This window comes from Thermodesulfobacteriota bacterium (assembly GCA_034189135.1).
Taxonomy (GTDB): domain Bacteria; phylum Desulfobacterota; class Desulfobacteria; order Desulfobacterales; family JAUWMJ01; genus JAUWMJ01.
The window spans coordinates 109585-129307 of the sequence record JAXHVO010000026.1 but is presented as its reverse complement, the minus strand read 5'-3'; the positions used below and the strand labels follow the sequence as shown (position 1 = coordinate 129307).

Sequence of the window (19723 nt, the reverse complement as noted above, 5' to 3'; positions counted from 1 at the left end):
TGGATTTTGGTCACAGAATCAGCGCTGTTACCTTTAATCCAAAAGGAGCATTTTTTAAATACTCAGCATAGCTTTTGCCATTCTCCCCAGCTTAGCTGGGGGTTTAGCTCTGTAATTAATTATCTTCAAAAACCATCGATTCTCGGGAAAATTCAACAATCCCGCATCCATGCTTATCTTCCCCGAAATACAATGCCGTGACTATTATTGTCCGGTCATTTTCCGTTCTAAAATTCTACTTGCTAACCCATCAAAGCTGTGTTTGAATTCTTGGGTAAAAATCATTTCAAAATAATCTAAAATCGCAAAAAAAAGGAATAGAAAACAAATGAAAGGAATTTTTCTAAGGTGGCTAACTTTAACAGCTGCGATCATTGCCACCTCATACTTGTTAGCCGGTATACAGGTGAGCGGTTTTTTCTCCGCCTTTTTTGCAGCCGCCATACTGGGAATACTGAATGCTTTTTTCCGGCCCTTATTGCTGTTGTTGACACTACCTCTGAATGTATTGACCCTGGGACTCTTTACCTTCGTCATCAATGCGGTTATGCTTCTGATGGCGTCAGGCGTCATAACCGGTTTCCAAGTGCATGGCTTCTGGTCGGCCGTGTTCGGCTCACTTTTGATCAGCCTCATAAGCTGGCTTCTCACCTCATTTATCGGCAACCGTGGAACGGTTGACTATATTGATTTGAAAAATGTCGGCGGCAACCGGTGGGAATGAAGACCGCCATCATCACCAGCTACTTTTCAGATGAAACTTACGGACTTCTCGGACCCCAGACGGCAGCCACGGTTATCCGGGAAAACACGCCTTTTGATTGCATCGTTATCGCCGTCACTAGAAACAACGACAAAACCCTTCTCAAGAAAGCTCTGCTGGGTTATTTCGCAAAAGACAGACCCATCATTGGTTTCTCGACATTAAGTGGCCGAAGCGATCTCTTCTCCTTTGCAAAAGAGTTAAAGAACGAGGGAGCAGTAACAATTCTGGCCGGGCCTCAGGCCGATGTGGACTATTGGGGAGAAAAAAATTGGCAGCATCATCCTCATCGGTTTCCCGGCCTGTCAGATTGTTTTTCCTTTGCACTCCACGGTCCTGCAGAGCAAGCGATAGGCCTTTTGCTAAACCTGGATCATAAAGGCTGGCAGAAAAATCCCGGACTTCTCTATTTGAACAAATACCAAAAAACAATTCATCACCCCAAAAAGAATTGGGATGAACAATTTTTGGGCAAGGTAAACTGGAATACTTTGTACAGGTTGGAGGATTCTTCCCTTGTGCCTCACCAGATCACAACCGGCCAGGTCCTGCAACAGATAGGATGTCCATATGCTGCGCGGCAGAAATCCATGGAAATCGATTATCCGACCTTTATGAAAAATAATGGAAACCATAAATTCCGCCTTTATTGCAAGGGATGCAGTTTCTGTGATGTAGCGGTGGACAAAGGATTTTACGGAACACTGGGAATCAATACAGTTTTAGACCAGATCCGTTGTCTTCCGGAAAGTTCGGATGGAAGAAAAATTGCCTTTGAACTGATAAACGAAAATCCGCTGCCCGGTCTTCCTGATTTGTTAGTTGAAATCACTTCCAAAGGAATTCACCTTTCACAAATTAACCTTACCATGAGAGCGGACTGGTTCATTAAGGGGCATAAATATTTAATCAAAGCGCTTCATCTGGCAAAAAAGATGGAAATGCGAATCATACTCGCTTCTATTGGTTTTGAATCTTTTGACGACACCATATTGCGCAATTTAAATAAAGGCACAACCGTTGAAACCAACCTCAAGGCCGTTACGCTGATGAGACAGCTAAAGAGCGATTTCCCGTCCCACTTCTGATATCTGAGAAAGGAGGGCGGCAATCATGGGTTCATCCATCCCACCCCGTGGGACAATAAAAAAACCTCAGTCAATATACAGCAAGTCATAGATCTTTACGCACTTGCTGATGATATTCTCCCCGACCACAGCACCCCTTTGATTATTCATCATGCTTCGGCGCTGGGAGACTGGATAAGGAAAATAGAAAAAAGCGAAGGTGTTTTATTTAAAAGATATGATTCGATCATCGGTTGGTGGGAAGAATCTCTTTTTAGCTCGTGAGCGTCTGTCATTCAGGATTGCAATTGGCTAATCAATTGATCCTTTTCGGTCCACAAGTCATTGAGCCAATTTTGGAACCCTTTACGAAAATCCCGGTCACCGATATAATCGCCCTGGAGTTGCTCAGTGATATGAAGTTGCCGCACCTGCACTTTGATTTCGCGGATATTGCCGCATAAATAATTCCAAAAACTTTTTTTACCCTGATGAGGGTAAACAATGGTCACATCTATCAGACGTTTCATCCTGCCGCCCATGGATGACAGCGCAAAGGCAAGCCCGCCGGCTCTGGCTCGCAGCAAATTGTCAAACGGTGCCTTCTGTCTGTCTTGCTTGGCTTTGGTAAATCGGGTGCCTTCAACGAAATTCATCACCGCCACCGGCAGGTTTTTATATTTTTCACATGCCCGGCGTGTGGTTTCCAGGTCTTTACCGGCCAGATGGGGGTGCTTTTTAATGAAATTTTTTGAATACCGTTTTAAAAAAGGAAAATCCAGCGCCCACCAAGCCAACCCAAGCATGGGAAACCATATCAATTCTTTTTTTATAAAAAATTTAAGCAACGGAATCCGTCGATTAAACACTCTCTGTAACACCAGAATGTCTGTCCAGGATTGATGGTTGGCAACCACCATGTAACATTCAAGCCGATTTAGTGAATCAAGGCCATGCACATTCCAGCGTGTTTTTGCGGTCAAGCGGTGATTCAAATTATTCATCCGGATCCAGCAGACCGCAATCTGGTTAAGTATGCCGGAACACCAGCGCCGCCAGGTCCCAACCGGAACCAGCAGTTTGAAAAGTGCAACCAAAAAAAGCGGCACACACCAGAATATGGTATTGACCGCCATCAGTCCCAAGGCCACAACCCCGCGCTGCGGGCCCGGCATCCAAGTGAACATATCGACCTTCTCCTCATTCTAACAGAAATAGCGCCATTTATTGATAATAAATTGGTACTAGAACCGGTTCGCATCACGAATGCAAGGAGCTTTACCTGTTATGACAAAAGTTTTACAATCCAACGTTCACCTAAGATTGCAAAAACGCTGGAAACTGTTTGGAATGGTACTGAGGACTACTCAAAACCGAAAAGATAAATTGAACAAACATGCAATGCTGTTTACGGATGGGGAGGAAATTGAGCAAGAATTTTCTCAACGTTTTGGTTTATCTGTTTGGTTATTTTTTTTGGGTCCGAATGCCTGGACACACGACGAGTGCCGGTTCCCCGCCACAGGAGTTTTTTGTTTTGAGTATCAGTGATATCGATCACCAGCATCCCCTCATCATACCCCCTGACATCGGTTCCTGTTCCAATACCGATACCACCGAAGCTGCCGGATCCCCCAAACCTGAATCCGATTCCGCTGCGAACACGTTCCGAACCGATCCTGGTGAAAATCGCATATTTGTACCCGACATAAAAATCCGGAATGCCCTTAAAAATTCTGCGAAAGCCTTTTTGGGCAAGTGACCTGTCCACCGCCTTGCGTATTCGTGAGTCGAGCAAGGGATTGTCCACTCGTAAATCGCCTGTTTTTTTCTGCTTCGCCAAATACCAGTCGAATGTTTTCCAATGGGAAAAATCGGCTGTCACATCATAATCCTGACTGACTTCGATTCCGGAGCAACCAACAAAAACGACCAACAATGAAAGAAAGATTACATTTGTAAGTTTCTGCATTATTTCCTCCAAGTCAACGACTGATCATAAAATATCAAAACCGAAAATTATTGTCAATGTCGAGCTTTTGCACACGCTTTTAGTTACCGGTATTAATAAATACCGGACTAACACGTATCAGCAAGCCAATTTCAACGCTTTCGATCTTCCCGGTATGCTGAATTAAACCTTGATAAAAATTGAAATGACTGGTTAAAGTGTGGATAAAATTGAATACTGCTTTGAAAACTCTTCATTTTATTGATTCAAAAAGGATTTAACCCCATGCAGATTTTCCATGGAACCATAATCACCTGTGATCAGCATAACCATGTATTCAGCTATTTAGTTGAAGATAAAGGCAAAATTATACATGTGGGAGATCATCTGCCCGAGACTTATTCAGCTGCAACACAAGTTGAATTGGGGGAAAAAGCGCTGATACCCTCATTTGGAGACGGTCATATTCACTTTTCTAACTGGGCACTCATCGCTGCTTCATTTTTTGATATTCGGTCCGCACAAAATTTTGCGGGAACAGGAGAAATGATCAAGGCCTTCATGGCCAATAATAAAAAAAACAAACTGGTTCTTTGTTTCGGAGCGTCAAAACATAGGGTCAAAGAAAAAAGATTGATTACCAGACAGGAACTTGATGAGTTTTCTCCAAATCAACCATTGATCATGTTTTGCTATGATGGGCATTCATGTATCATAAACAGCTATTTTTTAAATAAACTTCCGCAACATATCCATAAACTACGCGGATTCAATAAAGATACCGGACAACTTTTTAACGAAGCCTATTATGCCGCAACCGATTTTGCCACCTCTATGGTCCCTCCTTTAATCCTGGTTAAAAGCATCATCAAGGGTTATGATCTGCTTGCCGAAAAAGGTATCGGGATGATTCATCCGGTTGAAGGGGTCGGGTTTCCCCTGGATATGGATGTTACTTTAGTAAGTTTAATTGCACGGGCTCAAACGAAACAAAACAGATTCCAAACCAGACTTTTTTTCCAGACCATGGATGTAGCAAAGGTTTTAAAGCGAAAATTGCCCAGAATCGGAGGATGTTTTGCCACGGCTCTGGATGGATGTTTTGGTGCATGTGATGCCGCCCTAATGGACCCTTATTCTAATGATCCTCATAATAAAGGCATTTTGTTTTATAAAGATGAAGAAGTGACCAAATTTGCCAGAGAAGCAAACCGGGCCGGTTTGCAAATCGAAATGCATGCCATCGGAGATGCGGCAACCCACCAAGCGGTCATGGCTATCGAACAAGCCTTAAAAGATTTTCCCAGAGAAGACCACCGACATACAATTATCCACGCATGTTTAATATCACCTGAAGATTTGGAAAAATGTGCCAAACTGGGAATCGGGATTACCCTCCAGCCGGGCTTTTTAATCAGTCCTTTAGAACCGGTGGCATATTTAGCAGAAATTTTAGGTTCCCGGATAAAAACAGGCTCACCCCTGAAAGACATGATCGATTCAGGAATACATCTTAGCACCGGTTCGGATGCACCGGTGACTCATCCTGATCCAATCGAAGCCATATATGGCGCATGCAATCATCCTTATGACGCCGATCAATCCGTATCTATTCAACAGGCCCTGAAAATGGCCACCTGTGAAGTGGCCCGGACCACTTTTGATGAACATCAGCGCGGTAGTTTGCAACAGGGCAAAATGGCTGACATGGTTGTCTTAAATCAGAATCCCCTTGAAATGAATCCAAAGGATCTCCTTCAATTAAAGACGGACCGGTTATATCTTGGCGGAAAAACTTACAAACCAAAAATGTCCATTTTCCATACGGTGATCAGTGGTCTTTTGCAAAGCAATAGAAATATTTAATTGGTCCTACAGTTTTTCTTTCCTATCTTTACAGTTTGTTAGAAAAACTCTCTTATCCCTCAAGTTAACCTGCGAGTAACCTGCCTGCGAAATGTTGAAAATAATATTTGGTTATGAATAACCAATATTGAAAAATATCTTAAATATACTTATACTTGAGAAAATTTGTGAAATATGAGATAATAATACCGGTCAACCAATTTCAATTGGGTCGTCACCCAACGCCCGCATATGATACCAAACTAAAAAATAAACCTGGGCTGTAAAATCGATTTGTCAGACAAACGCTTTAATACTTGAAATGATCAATCCTTTTTTTCATTAACCCCAACAATAGGAAAAAATACATATGGTTATGCCTTTATTTAGCATTTGGTTCGGTTTTTTTCATTCGACAGTATTGAAGTCGACAGTCCGATGGAAACGGGTTGCCCTGGTTTTCATTATTGCGATGATTTTTTTCCCATCCCCATGCATGGCGGAAAAGCCGATAAAAATCGGCGTCAGTCTTGGACTTACCGGCCGGTTTGCCGTCATGTCAGATGCTCTGAATAAAGGGTTTAGACTGTGGGAACAGAATGTGAACCACCAAAAAGGTATATTGGGAAGGCCTGTACGGGTGATCGTTAAAGATGATCAAAGCGACCCCGAGCGTGCCATCACCATATATCGAGAACTGATACAAAAGGAGCATGTCGACTTTCTGTTTGCCCCGTACTCCAGCCTTATTACAGAAGCTGTTTTACCCGTTGCGGAAGAAAATGATATGCCCATCTTAATTGCAGGAGCAGCGGCCGATAGGCTGTGGGAAAAAGGTTATCGCAATACCATCGGCGTCTATACACCCGCCAGCAAATTTACCCTCGGATTCTTAGAACTGCTTGTTTTAAACGAGCTGGATAGAATTACATTGCTCTATGCCGACGATCCGTTTTCCGTTGATTTGGCCGAAAGCGCAAAAAAATGGGCCCGGCGATTCGGCTTGGATATTGTTGATTATGAAAAATTCAAAAAGGGAACGCTAAATCTGGAACCCTTGGTGTTAAAAGCTAAAGAAAACAATTCGCAAGTACTGATGGTATCCGGCCATATGAATGAAGCGGTCAACATATCAAAAGCTTTGAAAAGGATTGGATGGCGACCGAAAGCCTTTTACGCCTCGGTGGGACCCGCCCTTCAGGGTTTTTTCGACCGATGCGGGGCAGACGCCGAATCTGTTTTTGGAACATCGCTATGGGAACCCAGAGCCAACTATCCAGGTGCACAAAAATTCAATCAGCAGTTCATTGAAACCTATGGAGAAACTCCGGGTTATCATGCAGGTCTGGCCTACGCGGGGGGCCAGGTCTTGGAAAAAGCAGTGAACGAAGCGCGAAGCATCAATAAGGATAAGGTTCGTGACGCATTGTTTCATCTGGATACCATGACCATTATTGGCCGGTTTGGTGTCGATAAAAACGGAAAGCAGGTAAGACAGCACACTTTTATTATACAATGGCAGAATGGACAAAAGCAGGTGGTGTGGCCCGATCAAATAAAAACAGCGGAACCCATATTCTAATGCCAACATCTATCAAACAGATTTTTAAAAGCTTGCCTATTCGGATGGTCATCCCGGTGGTAATGACCATTGGCCTGGTAGGCATGGGACTATATTTTTTCGTCCTGCGGTCTGTTTCGGAATTTGCCGACGCACAGATAAAAGAGGGGTTGGCCGATATTGCCAGTGAGATATATGATATCTGTGATAAAAATTTTACCGAGTTGATGCAAACCGGAAAAATGGACAACCGAAAGGCGGTCATCATTAAAAAGGCGGTCACTTTGGGAGCGATTGAGGATTATACCCAAAGAAACAACATCGGGTGCCGACTGTTCGAGTTTAATAAAGGTGAATTGCTTCAGCACCAAATCGAAACGGATTTGATCAAATTTATTGCCAAGCATCATCCAAAAGAATCCTTTTCAACCGTTCATTTCAAGGAAAAAATCTATTACTTTGAGCATATTACCTTTAAACCCTGGAAATGGGATATAGACCTGATAAAAGATACCCAGGCTTATACACCCCTTATTGCACAGGTTAAGACGACATATATTATTACCGGTATTCTGCTGTTGTTGGGTCTGATATTGATCCTGTTGTTTCAGAATCGCTTTCTCAGAAAACCGCTTAACCGGATTATCAGCGCCATACGAATGGGGCAATCACCGCAATATAAAGGGATCTATGAACTTGAATTTTTAAGCGATAACATCTGCAAAATGATGCTTTCGCTTGAGGAAAGAAACAAATGGGTTGAATATTTTTACAACATCGCAATCACCAATCGCGGGGAGGACCTCTTCAATCGGGTGGCCGATGCCTTATCGGAATTATTGGGCACCCATACGCTGATTATAAAAGTCCAGCAGTCGGAAAACAGTTTCCACAAGGTCGCCTTTTCACCGATAGGCTTAAACGATAATAATCCTTTTGATCCCATAAACGGTCTGCCCAGTTTGCAGATCGTCACCGAAAAGAAGCCGATTATCATTACCTCGGATGCGTATAAACATTTTCCCTTGGCACAAAGTTTATCAGTGTTAGAAGCGGAGAGTTATGTCGGGATACCCATTTTCGATCGAGAGGGAGCGGTGACCGGCACCATAAACGTGTTCGGCAAAAAAAGAGATTTTGACGAATGGGATTTGAACTTAATTAAAACCGTCTGTCGGATGGTGGCGGTAGAATTTGAATTTTTAACAAAAGAAAAAGACAAGCTGAGACTTGAGACCCGGCTTCAACAATCGAAAAAAATGGAAGCCATCGGCCTGCTTGCCGGAGGAGTGGCCCATGATCTTAACAATATTTTGTCCGGAATTATTTCTTATCCGGATCTATTACTCATGGATCTTGAAAAAGACAGCCCTTTAAGAGAACCGATCCTGACAATCAAAAACTCGGGTCAAAAAGCGGCTGAAATCGTTCAGGATCTTTTAACCCTTGCAAGAAGAGGGGTAGAAAATAAAAACGTTTTAAACTTAAATGATATCATCTCAGAGTATTTAAAATCACCGGAATATATAAAGTTAAAAAAATATCATTCAAATGTCTCTGTAGACACCGACCTTGATGCAAACTTGTTGAATATTGAAGGATCTTCGACCCCGCTGATAAAAATGATAATGAATCTGGTATCCAATGCTGCGGAAGCCCAACCTGCGGGCGGAAAAACCGTCATTTCAACATATAACCAATATATTGACGCACCGATAATAAAACATGAAGAAATGGAAGAAGGAGATTACGTTGTTTTAGCGGTAAAGGACAACGGATTGGGCATCGCGCCTGAAGACCTAACCAGGATATTTGAGCCTTTTTACACTAAAAAAGCCATGGGTAAGAGTGGCACCGGACTCGGAATGGCTGTGGTTTGGGGGACAATCCATGACCATCATGGGTATATTGACGTAAAAAGTACTGAAGGAGTGGGAACGACATTCTCACTATATTTTCCGGCAACCCGTAAAAAGAATATTAGGAAAAAAGACTTTACCCCTGTTGAAGAATATATGGGCAGGAAAGAGACAATATTGGTTATTGACGACGTTAAACAACAAAGGAATATTGCGGCAAATATCTTAACTAAATTGAATTATACTGTCACCACGGTTTCAAGCGGTGAAGATGCCGTTGAATACCTGAAAAATAATTCTGTGGACCTATTGATTTTAGACATGATCATGAAACCGGGAATTGATGGCCTGGAAACGTATCAAAGAGTTATAAAACTTCACCCCAACCAAAAGGCGATCATTGCCAGCGGATATTCGGAAACGGATCGGGTTAAAGAAGCTCAAAGATTGGGTGCGGGCAAATACATAAAAAAACCCTACACTCTGGAAAAAATAGGGGTTGTCGTAAAAGAAGAATTAAGAAAATAATTTCAGGTACAAACGAATCGCTTCAGGTCTATTAATCCGGATGTTGAACACGAAGATCCTGATGTTCTCTTGTATAAAAACATGATTGACTGACTAACAAATCAAATTTCTTTCAAATAGTAGAGTTGCTTCATGAAAAAAAAAGCTGGTTTCTCCTGTTACGGGTTATCCTTTATCGTCATGATCTGTGTGCTTGGCAGCGTAGTGATTCATGCCGCTGAAACACCTCTCAAGACCGGAAGCAACAGCCACCCGCCCAATGTTTTTCCAGTTACAACAGGCGCAGCCCATGGGGAAAAAAATGCCCTTATATTGACTCCCGCACAGCGTACCTGGCTGTCGACACATCCCACTATCCGGGTAGCTTTCGACGGTTATTTTCCCCCATACAGTTATTTAACGGATGAAGGCCATGTGGAAGGATTGTCCGTGGATGTCCTGAGAGCCCTGGCCGATCGGATCGGCATTCGTTTCGATATCCACCCGTCTTTCGTGTGGAAAGATCTTTTCGAAGCCGCCAAGAAAAAAGAGGTGGATGTGGTGGCCACCATGGTTCAGAAATCTGAGCGTATGGAGTGGTTTACTTTCACCCGCCCGTACATATACAAATCCCTGGCCATCATGACCCGGGCTGATGATAAATCCATCGGTAAACGCGAAGACATTGCCGGCAAACAGGTGGCTCTGGTACGCGATTATCATTACGTACAGGACATCTTTAAAGATTTCCCCACACTCAAACCCTATTACGTCGACACCATGCTGGATGGCCTCAATGCCGTGGCCACCGGCAATGCCGATGCTGCCATCATATTTTTTGGGGCCGCCAGCCACCTGAAAACCAAATATGGAATATCAAACTTGAAATTTGCCGCCGTTTACGACCGGAGCAGTGCTCTGGAGAGCATCGGTGTGCGAAAAGACTGGCCAGAACTGGCCGCTATCTTGGACAAAGCACTTTCCCTCATTGATCAAACAGAATGGCAGGCCTGGCAGCAAAAATGGCACGCTGACGAGGCACTTGTAGCCTCTTTTCAGGAGAGCGGATTCAGCCGGCAGTGGAAAATTTTGCTTCTCGCACTGGCGGCAGTTGCGGTTTCGGCCCTTTTCGCCATTACTGTTGTTTCAGCCTGGAATCGAAGCCTTCGTGAGCAGGTGAAAGTCAAAACCCTGGCAATGGAGGAAAAACTGGCAGAAAGCAGCCGAATGGCCGCAGCACTGCAGGAAAGCGAAGAAAAGTTCAGAGTATTTTTTAATTCGATTAATGATGCGGTTTTTGTGCATCTTTATGCAAATAAGGGCTTTGAAAAGATTATCGAAGTTAACGACATCGCCTGTCAGCGCTACGGTTATAGTAAAGAAGAATTTCTTGAATTAACACCCGGTGACATTAGCGTACAAAAAGATGTTCAGAAACATGGAAGAAGCCAAGCTCGGAAAAAACTATTGGAAAACGGCTTTATGATTTTTGAGGCCGAACATATTAACAGGTGGGGCAAAAGCTTCCCTGTTGAAATCAGCTCAAGCATAATTGATCTCAATGAACAAAAAGTGATCCTGTCCGTGGCTCGGGACATCACCGACCGCAAACAGGCGGAAGAAGCGCTGCGGGCTTCCCATAATAGATTTCTCACTGTTTTGGACAGCATCGACGCCACCATTTATGTGGCTGACATGGAAACATACGACATTCTCTTTATGAATAAAAACATGATAAAAAGCTTTGGCAAGAATATGACCGGCAAAAAATGTTTTGCTGTTTTCCGAGGAGAATCCGAACCCTGTTCGATATGTAGCAATGATCAACTCATTGACAAAAACGGAAAACCCACCGGCGTTTGTATCTGGCAAGGTGAAAACCCGGTCAATAAGAAATGGTACATCAACTACGAGTGCCATAGAATGGACAGACGGACGTTTGGTCAGGCTTCAAATAGCAACAGACATTACCAATCTTAAAAAGATGGAACAACAGCTTCAACAGACCCAGAAATTCGAGGCAATCGGAACGCTTGCAGGTGGAATTGCTCATGATTTTAATAATCTATTAATGGGCATCCAGGGCCGGGCCTCGCTCATATCGACAGATATTGAAACCACCCCTTCTCATTTTGAGCATATCCAGGCCATTGATGCCTACATCCGAAGTGCGACGGACCTGACCAGACAGCTTTTAGGATTTGCCCGTGGCGGGAAGTATGAGGTCAAACCCACCGATATCAATATATTGGTAAAACACAGCGGAAAAATGTTCGGGCGTACAAAAAAAGAAATTCAAATCCACATCAAATTGCAAAACACACCATTGGTGGCAGCAGTAGACCGAAATCAAATCGAGCAAGTCCTGTTGAACTTATATGTCAACTCATGGCAGGCCATGCCGGAAGGCGGCAAACTCTATCTGGAAACCAAAACCACCAGCCTGGACGAAGACTACTGCCTGCCATATCAGGCAACACCGGGCCGCTTTGCCAAGATTTCGGTCACGGACACCGGGGTCGGCATGGACGAAGCCGTACGAAAGCGGATTTTTGACCCTTTCTTTACAACGAAAGAAAAGAGCCGTGGAACAGGCCTGGGACTGGCTTCGGCATATGGAATCATCAAGAATCACGATGGCATCATTACGGTCTATAGCGAAGTGGGACACGGAACAACGTTCAACATCTATATACCGATAACAAAAAAGCAAGCTTATCAAGAACCGGCTGTGGAAGAAAAGATTGTCAAGGGATCGGAAACCATTCTTCTGGTCGACGATGAAAAAATGATTCTGGATGTGGGGAAGGGAATGCTGAAAAGACTGGGTTACCGTGTCCTGGTCGCACATGGTGGCGAGCAAGCATTAGATACAATCCAGCTGAAAGGCGATGAAATCGAGCTTGTCATTCTTGATCTCATCATGCCCGGAATGGATGGCGGAAAGGTGTTTGACCGTATTAAAGATATCCAACCACAATTACCGGTGATACTTTCCAGTGGCTATGCGATCAACGGACAAGCGAATGAAATTTTGAAAAAAGGATGCAACGGATTCATTCAAAAGCCGTTCAACATCTCCGAATTCTCCCAAAAAGTTCGAAATACTCTGGACCAAGCGAAAAGATCGAATCAAGGTTAGCTTTCCGAAACTGATTTATTCCGGGGCTGGTTTATTCAATATCCTATTAATAAGCGATAGCGTTATCCTATTGACATGCGGCTTTTTTGGGATGCCTTTAAATCATTAACCAGCAACTCGAGATCGGAAAGTTTTGAAAAATATCCACTCACCCCGTATTTGAACGCTTCAGAGACATATACCGCATTTGAGTGAAGACTGACGATGATGATCCGAGAATTTATTTTTGAATCTTTCAGACTGTTAATAAAACGAATACCGCTCATATCCGGGAGAGAAATATCCATAATGATCAGATCGGGTTTGTGTTTCATCGCTTTTTTAAACCCTTCCAATCCAGATTCCGCTTCATCAATGACTTCATAACAGGACACCTTTTCTAAAAGGGATTTCAAAGACTTGCGAAACAGCGGATATTCATCAACTATCAGCACAGTGCTCGCTGTTTTTCGGTCAATTTCCATTATATCCCCTATCTTTTTTACCATTCTTTGGAAATCCTCCACCTCGTGTAAAATTCAGCTTATAACTGAAAGGCTTAAGCCACAATGATATAAATCACAGGAAATGTGTGAAATTCATCACAGCAGCAGAAGGGCTCAAATAAGGTTGCGGTTTAAAATTCGATACAATCTCAAAGATACTCTTGAAATAAAGGTTTGCAATTACAGCTTTTTTACAATATTTAATAGAAACTCCCAAGGATCGGCTTATAAGAAGGTGTCATTATGGCCAACAAAACAAAAATTGTGGCAACAATCGGTCCGTCATCAACCAGCAGGCCGATATTAAAAAAATTAATCTCAGCCGGTATGAATGTGGCAAGGCTCAATTTTTCACACGGCAATTACCAAGATCACCAAAAAGCGATCAGTGACATACGCAGCCTTTCTAAAGAGATGAACAGACCGGTGGGAATACTCATTGACCTTCAGGGCCCCAAAATAAGAACAAACACGTTAAAAAAAGGCATGCCTGCTTTACTGAAAAAAAATAAAACCATTCAAATCACCTCAAAATATGTGCCCGGAGATGCAGATATTGTGTCCACCACTTATAAACACTTAGCAAAAGACGTAAAAAAAGGAGACAAAATCCTAATTGACGACGGACTCATTGAACTGAAAGTAGTATCCAAAGCCAAAGGGACGGTTACCTGTAAAATTATTAGCGGGGGAAAATTAAACGAACACAAGGGGATAAATTTACCGGGCGTTAAAATCTCTGCCCCTTCCCTGACCGAAAAGGATAAAAAAGATCTTTTGTTTGGCATTAAAACAGGCGTGGATTTTTTTGCACTTTCTTTTGTGAGGCATGCAAAGGATCTGAAGCGTATCAAATCCATATTAAAAAAACATAAATCCGATATCCCGGTCGTTGCAAAAATTGAAAAGCCGGAGGCAATCGGCAAGTTGGATGAAATATTAGAGATCGCAGACGCTGTGATGGTTGCGCGTGGAGATTTAGGCGTGGAAATGAAACCGGAAATGGTGCCTCAGACTCAAAAGGAAATCATAGCTAAATCAATCATGGCAAATAAGCCTGTAATCACAGCCACCCAGATGCTTGAAACAATGACTGACCACCCGATCCCGACCAGAGCGGAAGCCTCCGACGTGGCCAATGCCATTTATGATGGCACGGATGCGATCATGCTTTCCGCTGAAACTGCAACAGGAAGATATCCTGTGCAGGCTGTCAAAATGATGAGCCGAATTGCCTCTGAAACAGAGCGCTCACCTTTTATGAAATATAATATCCAGTATAAAAAAGACCGACATAAACCGGTCACCCATGCCGTGGCACAAGCCTGTGTGAACATTCTTCACGAGGTAAATGCCAGGGCAATTGTGACCTTTTCCATAAGCGGAAAAACTTCAAAGCTGATCTCAAAACAACGTCCCTCCAGCCCGGTTTACGCTTTTTCACCTTTAAAAAAAATTTATAACAGATTATCTTTGGTCTGGGGAGTTACTCCGTTGCTGGTCCCCCCTATTAATGACACCAAACGCATCATAGAGGCGGGCGAAAAAATTTTACTCAGTCATAAATTTGCAAAAAAAAATGATCTGATGATCATTGTCACCGGTCTGGCACTAAAAACCGGTTCCACAAACCTGATCAAGATTCATACAATCGGTAAGGAGGATTGACCTTATACTGTGAATAATTATCTAAAGGGTCGGGGGGGGTTCAATCTCTTTTCAGTTCGACCGGGGCATCGCCTATGGGCCTGTTCCCATACTTAACAATCCTATCTGGAAATGAACATACGGCAGCTATCTCGCTTCAATTAATTTTGAGCCAGCCCCAGGGGACAGAATCCCACGGTGGCGTTGATCGTCTCTGCCTGTATGGGTTTAACTGAGAAGATAGGGGGCGTGTAAGATACTGATATTATTTGTTAAGTATGGGAACAGGCCCATAGGTGATGCCCCGATCGAACCGAGCTAAAATGGAAAAACGTATGTTTGTTTTTAATAAATATATTCCGTTTAAACGAACAAAAACCGTATATAAAGATAAACGTGCTTAGAAATCATGAACACCAAGTCGAATAGTATTGAAAAAATGCGCAGCAATGCGATTAAAATTTTTCACCAAGGTGTACAGGCTGTGGAGCCCGGCTCTGCAATAAAGAGATCCTGCAAACGCGACGGTGATCATCTTTTTATCGGAAACAGAAACTATAACCTTTCCCACATTAACAACATCTTTGTCATTGGGGCAGGAAAGGCGACAGCACCCATGGCAGCGGCAATAGAAGATATTCTCGGTGAAAATATTACCCGTGGCATTATCAATGTAAAATATGACCATACTGCCAAGCTTGATCGTATCCGACTCATAGAGGCCGGTCATCCGGTGCCCGATCACAATGGAATGCAGGGCGCTGACGAAATTTTAGGGCTTGCTGAGGAGGCAAAAAAAGACGATCTGGTGCTTTGCCTTCTTTCAGGAGGCGGGTCCGCCCTCCTGGCGCTGCCTGCAGCAGGAATCTCCTTAAAAGACAAACAGGATACCATCAAGATTCTTCTTTCATGCGGGGCCACCATTCACGAAATAAATACAATCAGAAAGCATATGTCAAAAATAAAAGGAGGAAGACTCGCCAGAGCGGCTTATCCTGCCGGTATGATTTCTTTGATACTTTCAGATGTGGTCGGAGATGATCTGGACGTTATTGCATCAGGTCCGGGTGTCCCTGACCCAAGTACCTTTGAAGAATGCATTCAAATTTTTAAAAAATACAAACTAACCAAGAGGTTGCCAAAAGCGGTTGTATCATACATCCGGCAAGGGGCCTCGGGGAAAGTGCCTGAAACCCCCAAAGCAGGTAATCGAATTTTTAAAGATACATACAATCTGATTGTTGCAAGCAATATGGACGCAATAAACGCTGCCAGACGGGAAGCGAAAACAATGGGTTATAAAACTCTGGTGCTTTCTTCCATGGTAGAAGGCGAGACAAGGCACGCGGCTAAGGTTCACACCGCAATAGCAAAAGAGATACTGAAAACCGGCAACCCCATACCGCCGCCTGCCTGTATCCTCTCAGGAGGGGAAACCACTGTAAATATAACCGGCAGCGGGCTTGGGGGGCGAAATCAGGAGTTTGTTCTGGCAGCAGCAATAGATATTGCAGAAAAAAATGATATTGTTGTACTCAGCGGCGGAACAGATGGTGGCGACGGCCCCACTGATGCCGCCGGTGCAATAGCGGATAACCACACCTTTAAACGGGCAGAAAATATGGGCCTAAACCCTTATCACTATCTTTTAAATAATGACTCCTATCCATTCTTTAACAAGTTGAACGACCTGCTGATTACCGGGCCTACCAACACCAACGTGATGGATCTGCGAATTATTCTTGTTGTTTAACCCCACAACGACATTTGTCGATATCCATAATACTAATTAACTTGCTTTTTTTTGCCTATCACGTAAGTATTCCGGGTTACGAGTTGCGTGTTACGAGTTATTAATAGGAAATAATCCTTTTTTATAACCCGTATCCCGCAACCCGTAACCTGCAACAATATCGCATGACACAAAAAGAAGCTGTTGCTAAACAAAGCTGGTAAGTTGCGTTATGGGGTTAAAGGCTAATCCCAGTATTTATAAAGCTGACTGAGATTGTCTATATTAGATATAGACCCCCCCGGTCCGATCTGGGTAAAATGAACCAGTTCAGACCCTTGACGGCTTTTAGGACTAAACTGAACGTTAAAGCCCCCCAGAGACTCGGAAATCGATTCTGCAGTGCGAACAAACTCGGCGTGGGTAAAATGACTCATTTTTTCCAGAATGCTGCAAAGGGTCTTTGCTGCAATAAAGCCCTCCATACCCGTAAAACTGATGGTTGCCCCCTTCATATATTCTCGCGTCATCTGATGATATTGATCAACCACAGGTTTCCTTTTGTCAAAAGGAAACGGCACAACCTGTGTAATAACCACTCCAAGACCCTTATTTGACAGCGTGGTTGCAAGTGGCTCTGAACCCACCAAGGACACGTTGAGGAATACCGGTCTGCTCCTGGTACCATCTCTCGTCAGCCGGACAAACATGGCACAGGCCTTATACGCACCGATCATAATCACTGCATCAGGATTGCTGATCGCAATTTCACTGACTGCATTTTCCACGTCAAGTGTGTTCCTTTCATATGAAGCCTTGCTTGTAATCTGCCTGCCTCTTTCTTTAAGGGCGATTTGCACCCCTTTAAGTCCAGCCTTACCGTATGAATCGTTCTGATAAAAAACAGCTATACGTGTTAAGTTGTTCATCAAAAGAATCTTTATCATGGCTTCGGTTTCCTGATAAAAGGAAGCACGGATATTGAATATCCCGGGTGTCAAAGGATTTCTTAGAAATTCTGCTCCTGAGAGTGGGGCAAAATACGGAACCTTTGATTTTTTAATATGGTCGAATACAGCTTTTGAAGCAGGAGTACCGACATAGCCAAACAATAAAAAAACCTTGTCTTTTTCCAAAAGTTGCCTGGTATTTGCAACACAGGCTGTGGGCTCATATCCGTCATTTAAGGTAATCAGCTTTATTTTTTTTCCTTTAATGCCTCCTTCGGCATTAATATGTCTAAAATAAGCCAGCGCGCCGTCTCTCATACCTTGCCCGAGTGCCTGTGCCGGTCCTTTAAGTGCGCAAGACTGGCCGATAGTAATGCTGCTTTGCGTGACCCCATCTTCTGCCGATACACCACCGGATAAAAATAGAGCTAGGCCACAAAGGCTTAGCGGTATGATCAGGGATTTCGCATTGGCTTTTAACTCTTTTAACATCCGTCAGCCTCCATATGTTTTATATATGAATGAATAATGATGGTTTTATTAAAGTCATTCTTCACCCTGGCGCTCACCGGGAACCCATAAAATGTACTTTGATTCGTTATCTCTGTTCGTTCAATGGCCTCCGGGGTCAATTCGCTTTATTAGCTGTTTTTTAACCATGGATGCGAAACTTCAGTTATATATATAACATTTTTCAAGGATTCACAATACAACAAATCAATATACACATCAGCTCTGGTCACCTCAAGGCATGATTTTTGTTAAAAAATCTTGAGTCGTTGAACCGTAACTCTTAAAATGCCCTCCTTTTTTGGATGTCCGGCGTACAGGGCCTTTACATCTGCTCTTTTTTATGATAATTTATTTGTTACAAAACAATACTGTTTAAGTTTTCCGCTTAAAGTTCTTTAAGTCCTGTATGATTTTGCTGCTTCCCGTAAAAACCAATAAGGAGGTACAGACACTGGACTCAAATCTTGAAAGCAGAAATAATACACGCTTTGAGTATGAATCCCCGGTTAAATGCAAGGATTTAAAAACCGGCAGGACTGATGACGCGATAATGTACAATTATAGCAGTGAAGGCTTGTATTTTGAAACGGATCTTGAGCTTCACCCGGGAAACGAACTGGACCTTGGCATCATTAATTCCCCTTACTCTTCCAATTCCAATGCTTATCAATGTTACTGCGCCAAAGTGATCCGACGTGACAAATTGCCTGATGATTTTTCCAGATTTTATTTTGGCTATGGCGTTAAATTTATGAGAAATTTTGATGAACGACGCAAAGATTTAATAAACGGAATAATCATCAGAAAACATCAAAGAAAAAAATCTTCCAAACCCATAAATTTCACTACCAACAATCGTTTTTACACCGGCCTGATCAAAGATATAAGCAAAACTGGAATTTTTATTGCAACCAAGGATTCCTTCCCTTCCGGACAGATGCTTATGCTGGCTATCCCATTTTCCAATAAAAATAAAAATACAATCGTCAACGGTGAAGTGGTCCGGGCTGTTCAGGAAGGCGTCGGGGTGAAGTTTAAAAGCATGGTCAACAATTGATGGCGTTGGAAAAAGTCCTATTTACTGTGTTGTAGCGGTTTTTCACACACTCTGCATTCGATGTGTTCAGCAATTTACAGCTATAAACATGAAATGGGAAATTAGAAATCCGGGAGAGGGCCAAATTCCCTGTTTCAACCTCCAGTGAACGCTTACCCTTCAATGTTATACTGTTTGTCTCTGACACAGACCATGGGCCCATCTTCTAGAGACCTTTGCAAAACGGCACTTTTTGTCCGATTTCTACGTCAGTCTCAAATTTCAATCCTCGAAATATTCAATATATTCCTGTGGTTGAAATCTTTGCCTTTCTTGAACTCGGACAGATAAGCGTAGACTTCGAAAATTACCATTTTTCAAAGGTCTCTTCTATTGAATAAAAAAAATAGCTAAAGTTCTGTAGCGTAACTGCCGATATAGCTTATAAGTGCTTTGGCTCTTAGGTTTAAAACGATTCCCCTGAGAGCTACCTCCTTAACCTGCCCCTGGAGAATAGTCCACTCCAGGGGCTTTTTGCTGCATCATTTCAATAAACTTTACATATTTGATCTATATGATATACATTATAAAAATATGTAAATACAAAAAAGTTAAATTTTTTAACTTTTTTTACCAAAATTTAAAAAATACACCTTGAATCGCGT

15 protein-coding genes are annotated in these 19723 nt (G+C 42.9%); 11 read left to right on the top strand and 4 right to left on the bottom strand.

The window, feature by feature from the left end:
- From SWH54_03725 to SWH54_03715, 3 genes are all read left to right on the top strand, one after another.
- A partial coding sequence (locus SWH54_03725; GenBank protein MDY6790359.1) for a hypothetical protein occupies window positions 1-201 on the top strand: 201 nt, incomplete at its 5' end.
- A gap of 127 nt (window positions 202-328) precedes the next feature.
- Complete coding sequence (locus tag SWH54_03720; GenBank protein MDY6790358.1) at window positions 329-724, top strand: phage holin family protein; 396 nt, start codon at window positions 329-331, stop codon at window positions 722-724.
- Window positions 721-1851, top strand: a complete 1131-nt coding sequence (locus SWH54_03715; protein MDY6790357.1) for a hypothetical protein — start codon at window positions 721-723, stop codon at window positions 1849-1851. Before SWH54_03720 ends, SWH54_03715 begins: the two co-directional genes overlap by 4 nt.
- A 275-nt stretch (window positions 1852-2126) precedes the next feature.
- Here the strand turns inward: SWH54_03715 and SWH54_03710 are convergent, their stop codons facing one another.
- The gene (locus SWH54_03710) at window positions 2127-3017 is read right to left on the bottom strand and encodes an acyltransferase (protein ID MDY6790356.1); all 891 of its coding nucleotides are present in this window, start codon (window positions 3015-3017) and stop codon (window positions 2127-2129) included.
- A gap of 221 nt (window positions 3018-3238) precedes the next feature.
- Window positions 3239-3802 carry a DUF4136 domain-containing protein gene (locus SWH54_03705; GenBank protein MDY6790355.1) on the bottom strand — a complete coding sequence of 188 codons (564 nt, stop codon included), beginning with the start codon at window positions 3800-3802 and terminating at the stop codon, window positions 3239-3241.
- 264 nt (window positions 3803-4066) lie between these two features.
- Here SWH54_03705 and SWH54_03700 point away from each other — a divergent pair, with 264 nt between their 5' ends.
- The 5 genes from SWH54_03700 (at window position 4067) to SWH54_03680 (ending at window position 12695) form a co-directional block, all read left to right on the top strand.
- Window positions 4067-5647: an amidohydrolase family protein gene (locus SWH54_03700; protein MDY6790354.1), complete on the top strand. Its 1581-nt coding sequence runs from the start codon at window positions 4067-4069 to the stop codon at window positions 5645-5647.
- 355 nt (window positions 5648-6002) lie between these two features.
- Complete coding sequence (locus SWH54_03695; GenBank protein MDY6790353.1) at window positions 6003-7208, top strand: amino acid ABC transporter substrate-binding protein; 1206 nt, start codon at window positions 6003-6005, stop codon at window positions 7206-7208.
- Window positions 7142-9574 (top strand): response regulator, encoded by a 2433-nt coding sequence (locus SWH54_03690; GenBank protein ID MDY6790352.1) that lies wholly within the window; start codon window positions 7142-7144, stop codon window positions 9572-9574. The genes SWH54_03695 and SWH54_03690 overlap by 67 nt, the downstream gene beginning before the upstream one ends.
- Window positions 9575-9706: 132 nt before the next feature.
- Window positions 9707-11533: a transporter substrate-binding domain-containing protein gene (locus SWH54_03685; GenBank protein ID MDY6790351.1), complete on the top strand. Its 1827-nt coding sequence runs from the start codon at window positions 9707-9709 to the stop codon at window positions 11531-11533.
- Window positions 11493-12695: a response regulator gene (locus SWH54_03680; protein MDY6790350.1), complete on the top strand. Its 1203-nt coding sequence runs from the start codon at window positions 11493-11495 to the stop codon at window positions 12693-12695. The genes SWH54_03685 and SWH54_03680 overlap by 41 nt, the downstream gene beginning before the upstream one ends.
- A 62-nt stretch (window positions 12696-12757) precedes the next feature.
- On the opposite strand, the gene SWH54_03675 is transcribed toward SWH54_03680, so the two are convergent.
- Complete coding sequence (locus SWH54_03675) at window positions 12758-13183, bottom strand: response regulator transcription factor (GenBank protein MDY6790349.1); 426 nt, start codon at window positions 13181-13183, stop codon at window positions 12758-12760.
- A gap of 240 nt (window positions 13184-13423) precedes the next feature.
- On the opposite strand from SWH54_03675, the gene pyk reads away from it, so the two are divergent.
- On the top strand, window positions 13424-14848 hold the full coding sequence (pyk, locus tag SWH54_03670; protein MDY6790348.1) for a pyruvate kinase: 1425 nt from the start codon (window positions 13424-13426) through the stop codon (window positions 14846-14848).
- Between the two features lie 388 nt (window positions 14849-15236).
- The gene (locus SWH54_03665; protein MDY6790347.1) at window positions 15237-16580 is read left to right on the top strand and encodes a glycerate kinase; all 1344 of its coding nucleotides are present in this window, start codon (window positions 15237-15239) and stop codon (window positions 16578-16580) included.
- Window positions 16581-16804: 224 nt separating this feature from the next.
- On the opposite strand, the gene SWH54_03660 is transcribed toward SWH54_03665, so the two are convergent.
- Window positions 16805-18001 carry an ABC transporter substrate-binding protein gene (locus SWH54_03660; GenBank protein ID MDY6790346.1) on the bottom strand — a complete coding sequence of 399 codons (1197 nt, stop codon included), beginning with the start codon at window positions 17999-18001 and terminating at the stop codon, window positions 16805-16807.
- Between the two features lie 427 nt (window positions 18002-18428).
- Here SWH54_03660 and SWH54_03655 point away from each other — a divergent pair, with 427 nt between their 5' ends.
- On the top strand, window positions 18429-19079 hold the full coding sequence (locus SWH54_03655) for a PilZ domain-containing protein (GenBank protein ID MDY6790345.1): 651 nt from the start codon (window positions 18429-18431) through the stop codon (window positions 19077-19079).
- The last annotated feature ends 644 nt before the right edge of the window (window positions 19080-19723 follow it).

Coding starts and splice junctions, on each gene's coding strand:
- SWH54_03720 (MDY6790358.1), top strand. CDS start 329: ATGAAAGGAATTTTTCTAAGGTGGCTAACTTTAACAGCTGCGATCATT.
- SWH54_03715 (MDY6790357.1), top strand. CDS start 721: ATGAAGACCGCCATCATCACCAGCTACTTTTCAGATGAAACTTACGGA.
- SWH54_03710 (MDY6790356.1), bottom strand. CDS start 3,017: ATGTTCACTTGGATGCCGGGCCCGCAGCGCGGGGTTGTGGCCTTGGGA.
- SWH54_03705 (MDY6790355.1), bottom strand. CDS start 3,802: ATGCAGAAACTTACAAATGTAATCTTTCTTTCATTGTTGGTCGTTTTT.
- SWH54_03700 (MDY6790354.1), top strand. CDS start 4,067: ATGCAGATTTTCCATGGAACCATAATCACCTGTGATCAGCATAACCAT.
- SWH54_03695 (MDY6790353.1), top strand. CDS start 6,003: ATGCCTTTATTTAGCATTTGGTTCGGTTTTTTTCATTCGACAGTATTG.
- SWH54_03690 (MDY6790352.1), top strand. CDS start 7,142: ATGGCAGAATGGACAAAAGCAGGTGGTGTGGCCCGATCAAATAAAAAC.
- SWH54_03685 (MDY6790351.1), top strand. CDS start 9,707: ATGAAAAAAAAAGCTGGTTTCTCCTGTTACGGGTTATCCTTTATCGTC.
- SWH54_03675 (MDY6790349.1), bottom strand. CDS start 13,183: ATGGTAAAAAAGATAGGGGATATAATGGAAATTGACCGAAAAACAGCG.
- pyk (MDY6790348.1), top strand. CDS start 13,424: ATGGCCAACAAAACAAAAATTGTGGCAACAATCGGTCCGTCATCAACC.
- SWH54_03665 (MDY6790347.1), top strand. CDS start 15,237: ATGAACACCAAGTCGAATAGTATTGAAAAAATGCGCAGCAATGCGATT.
- SWH54_03660 (MDY6790346.1), bottom strand. CDS start 18,001: ATGTTAAAAGAGTTAAAAGCCAATGCGAAATCCCTGATCATACCGCTA.
- SWH54_03655 (MDY6790345.1), top strand. CDS start 18,429: ATGATTTTGCTGCTTCCCGTAAAAACCAATAAGGAGGTACAGACACTG.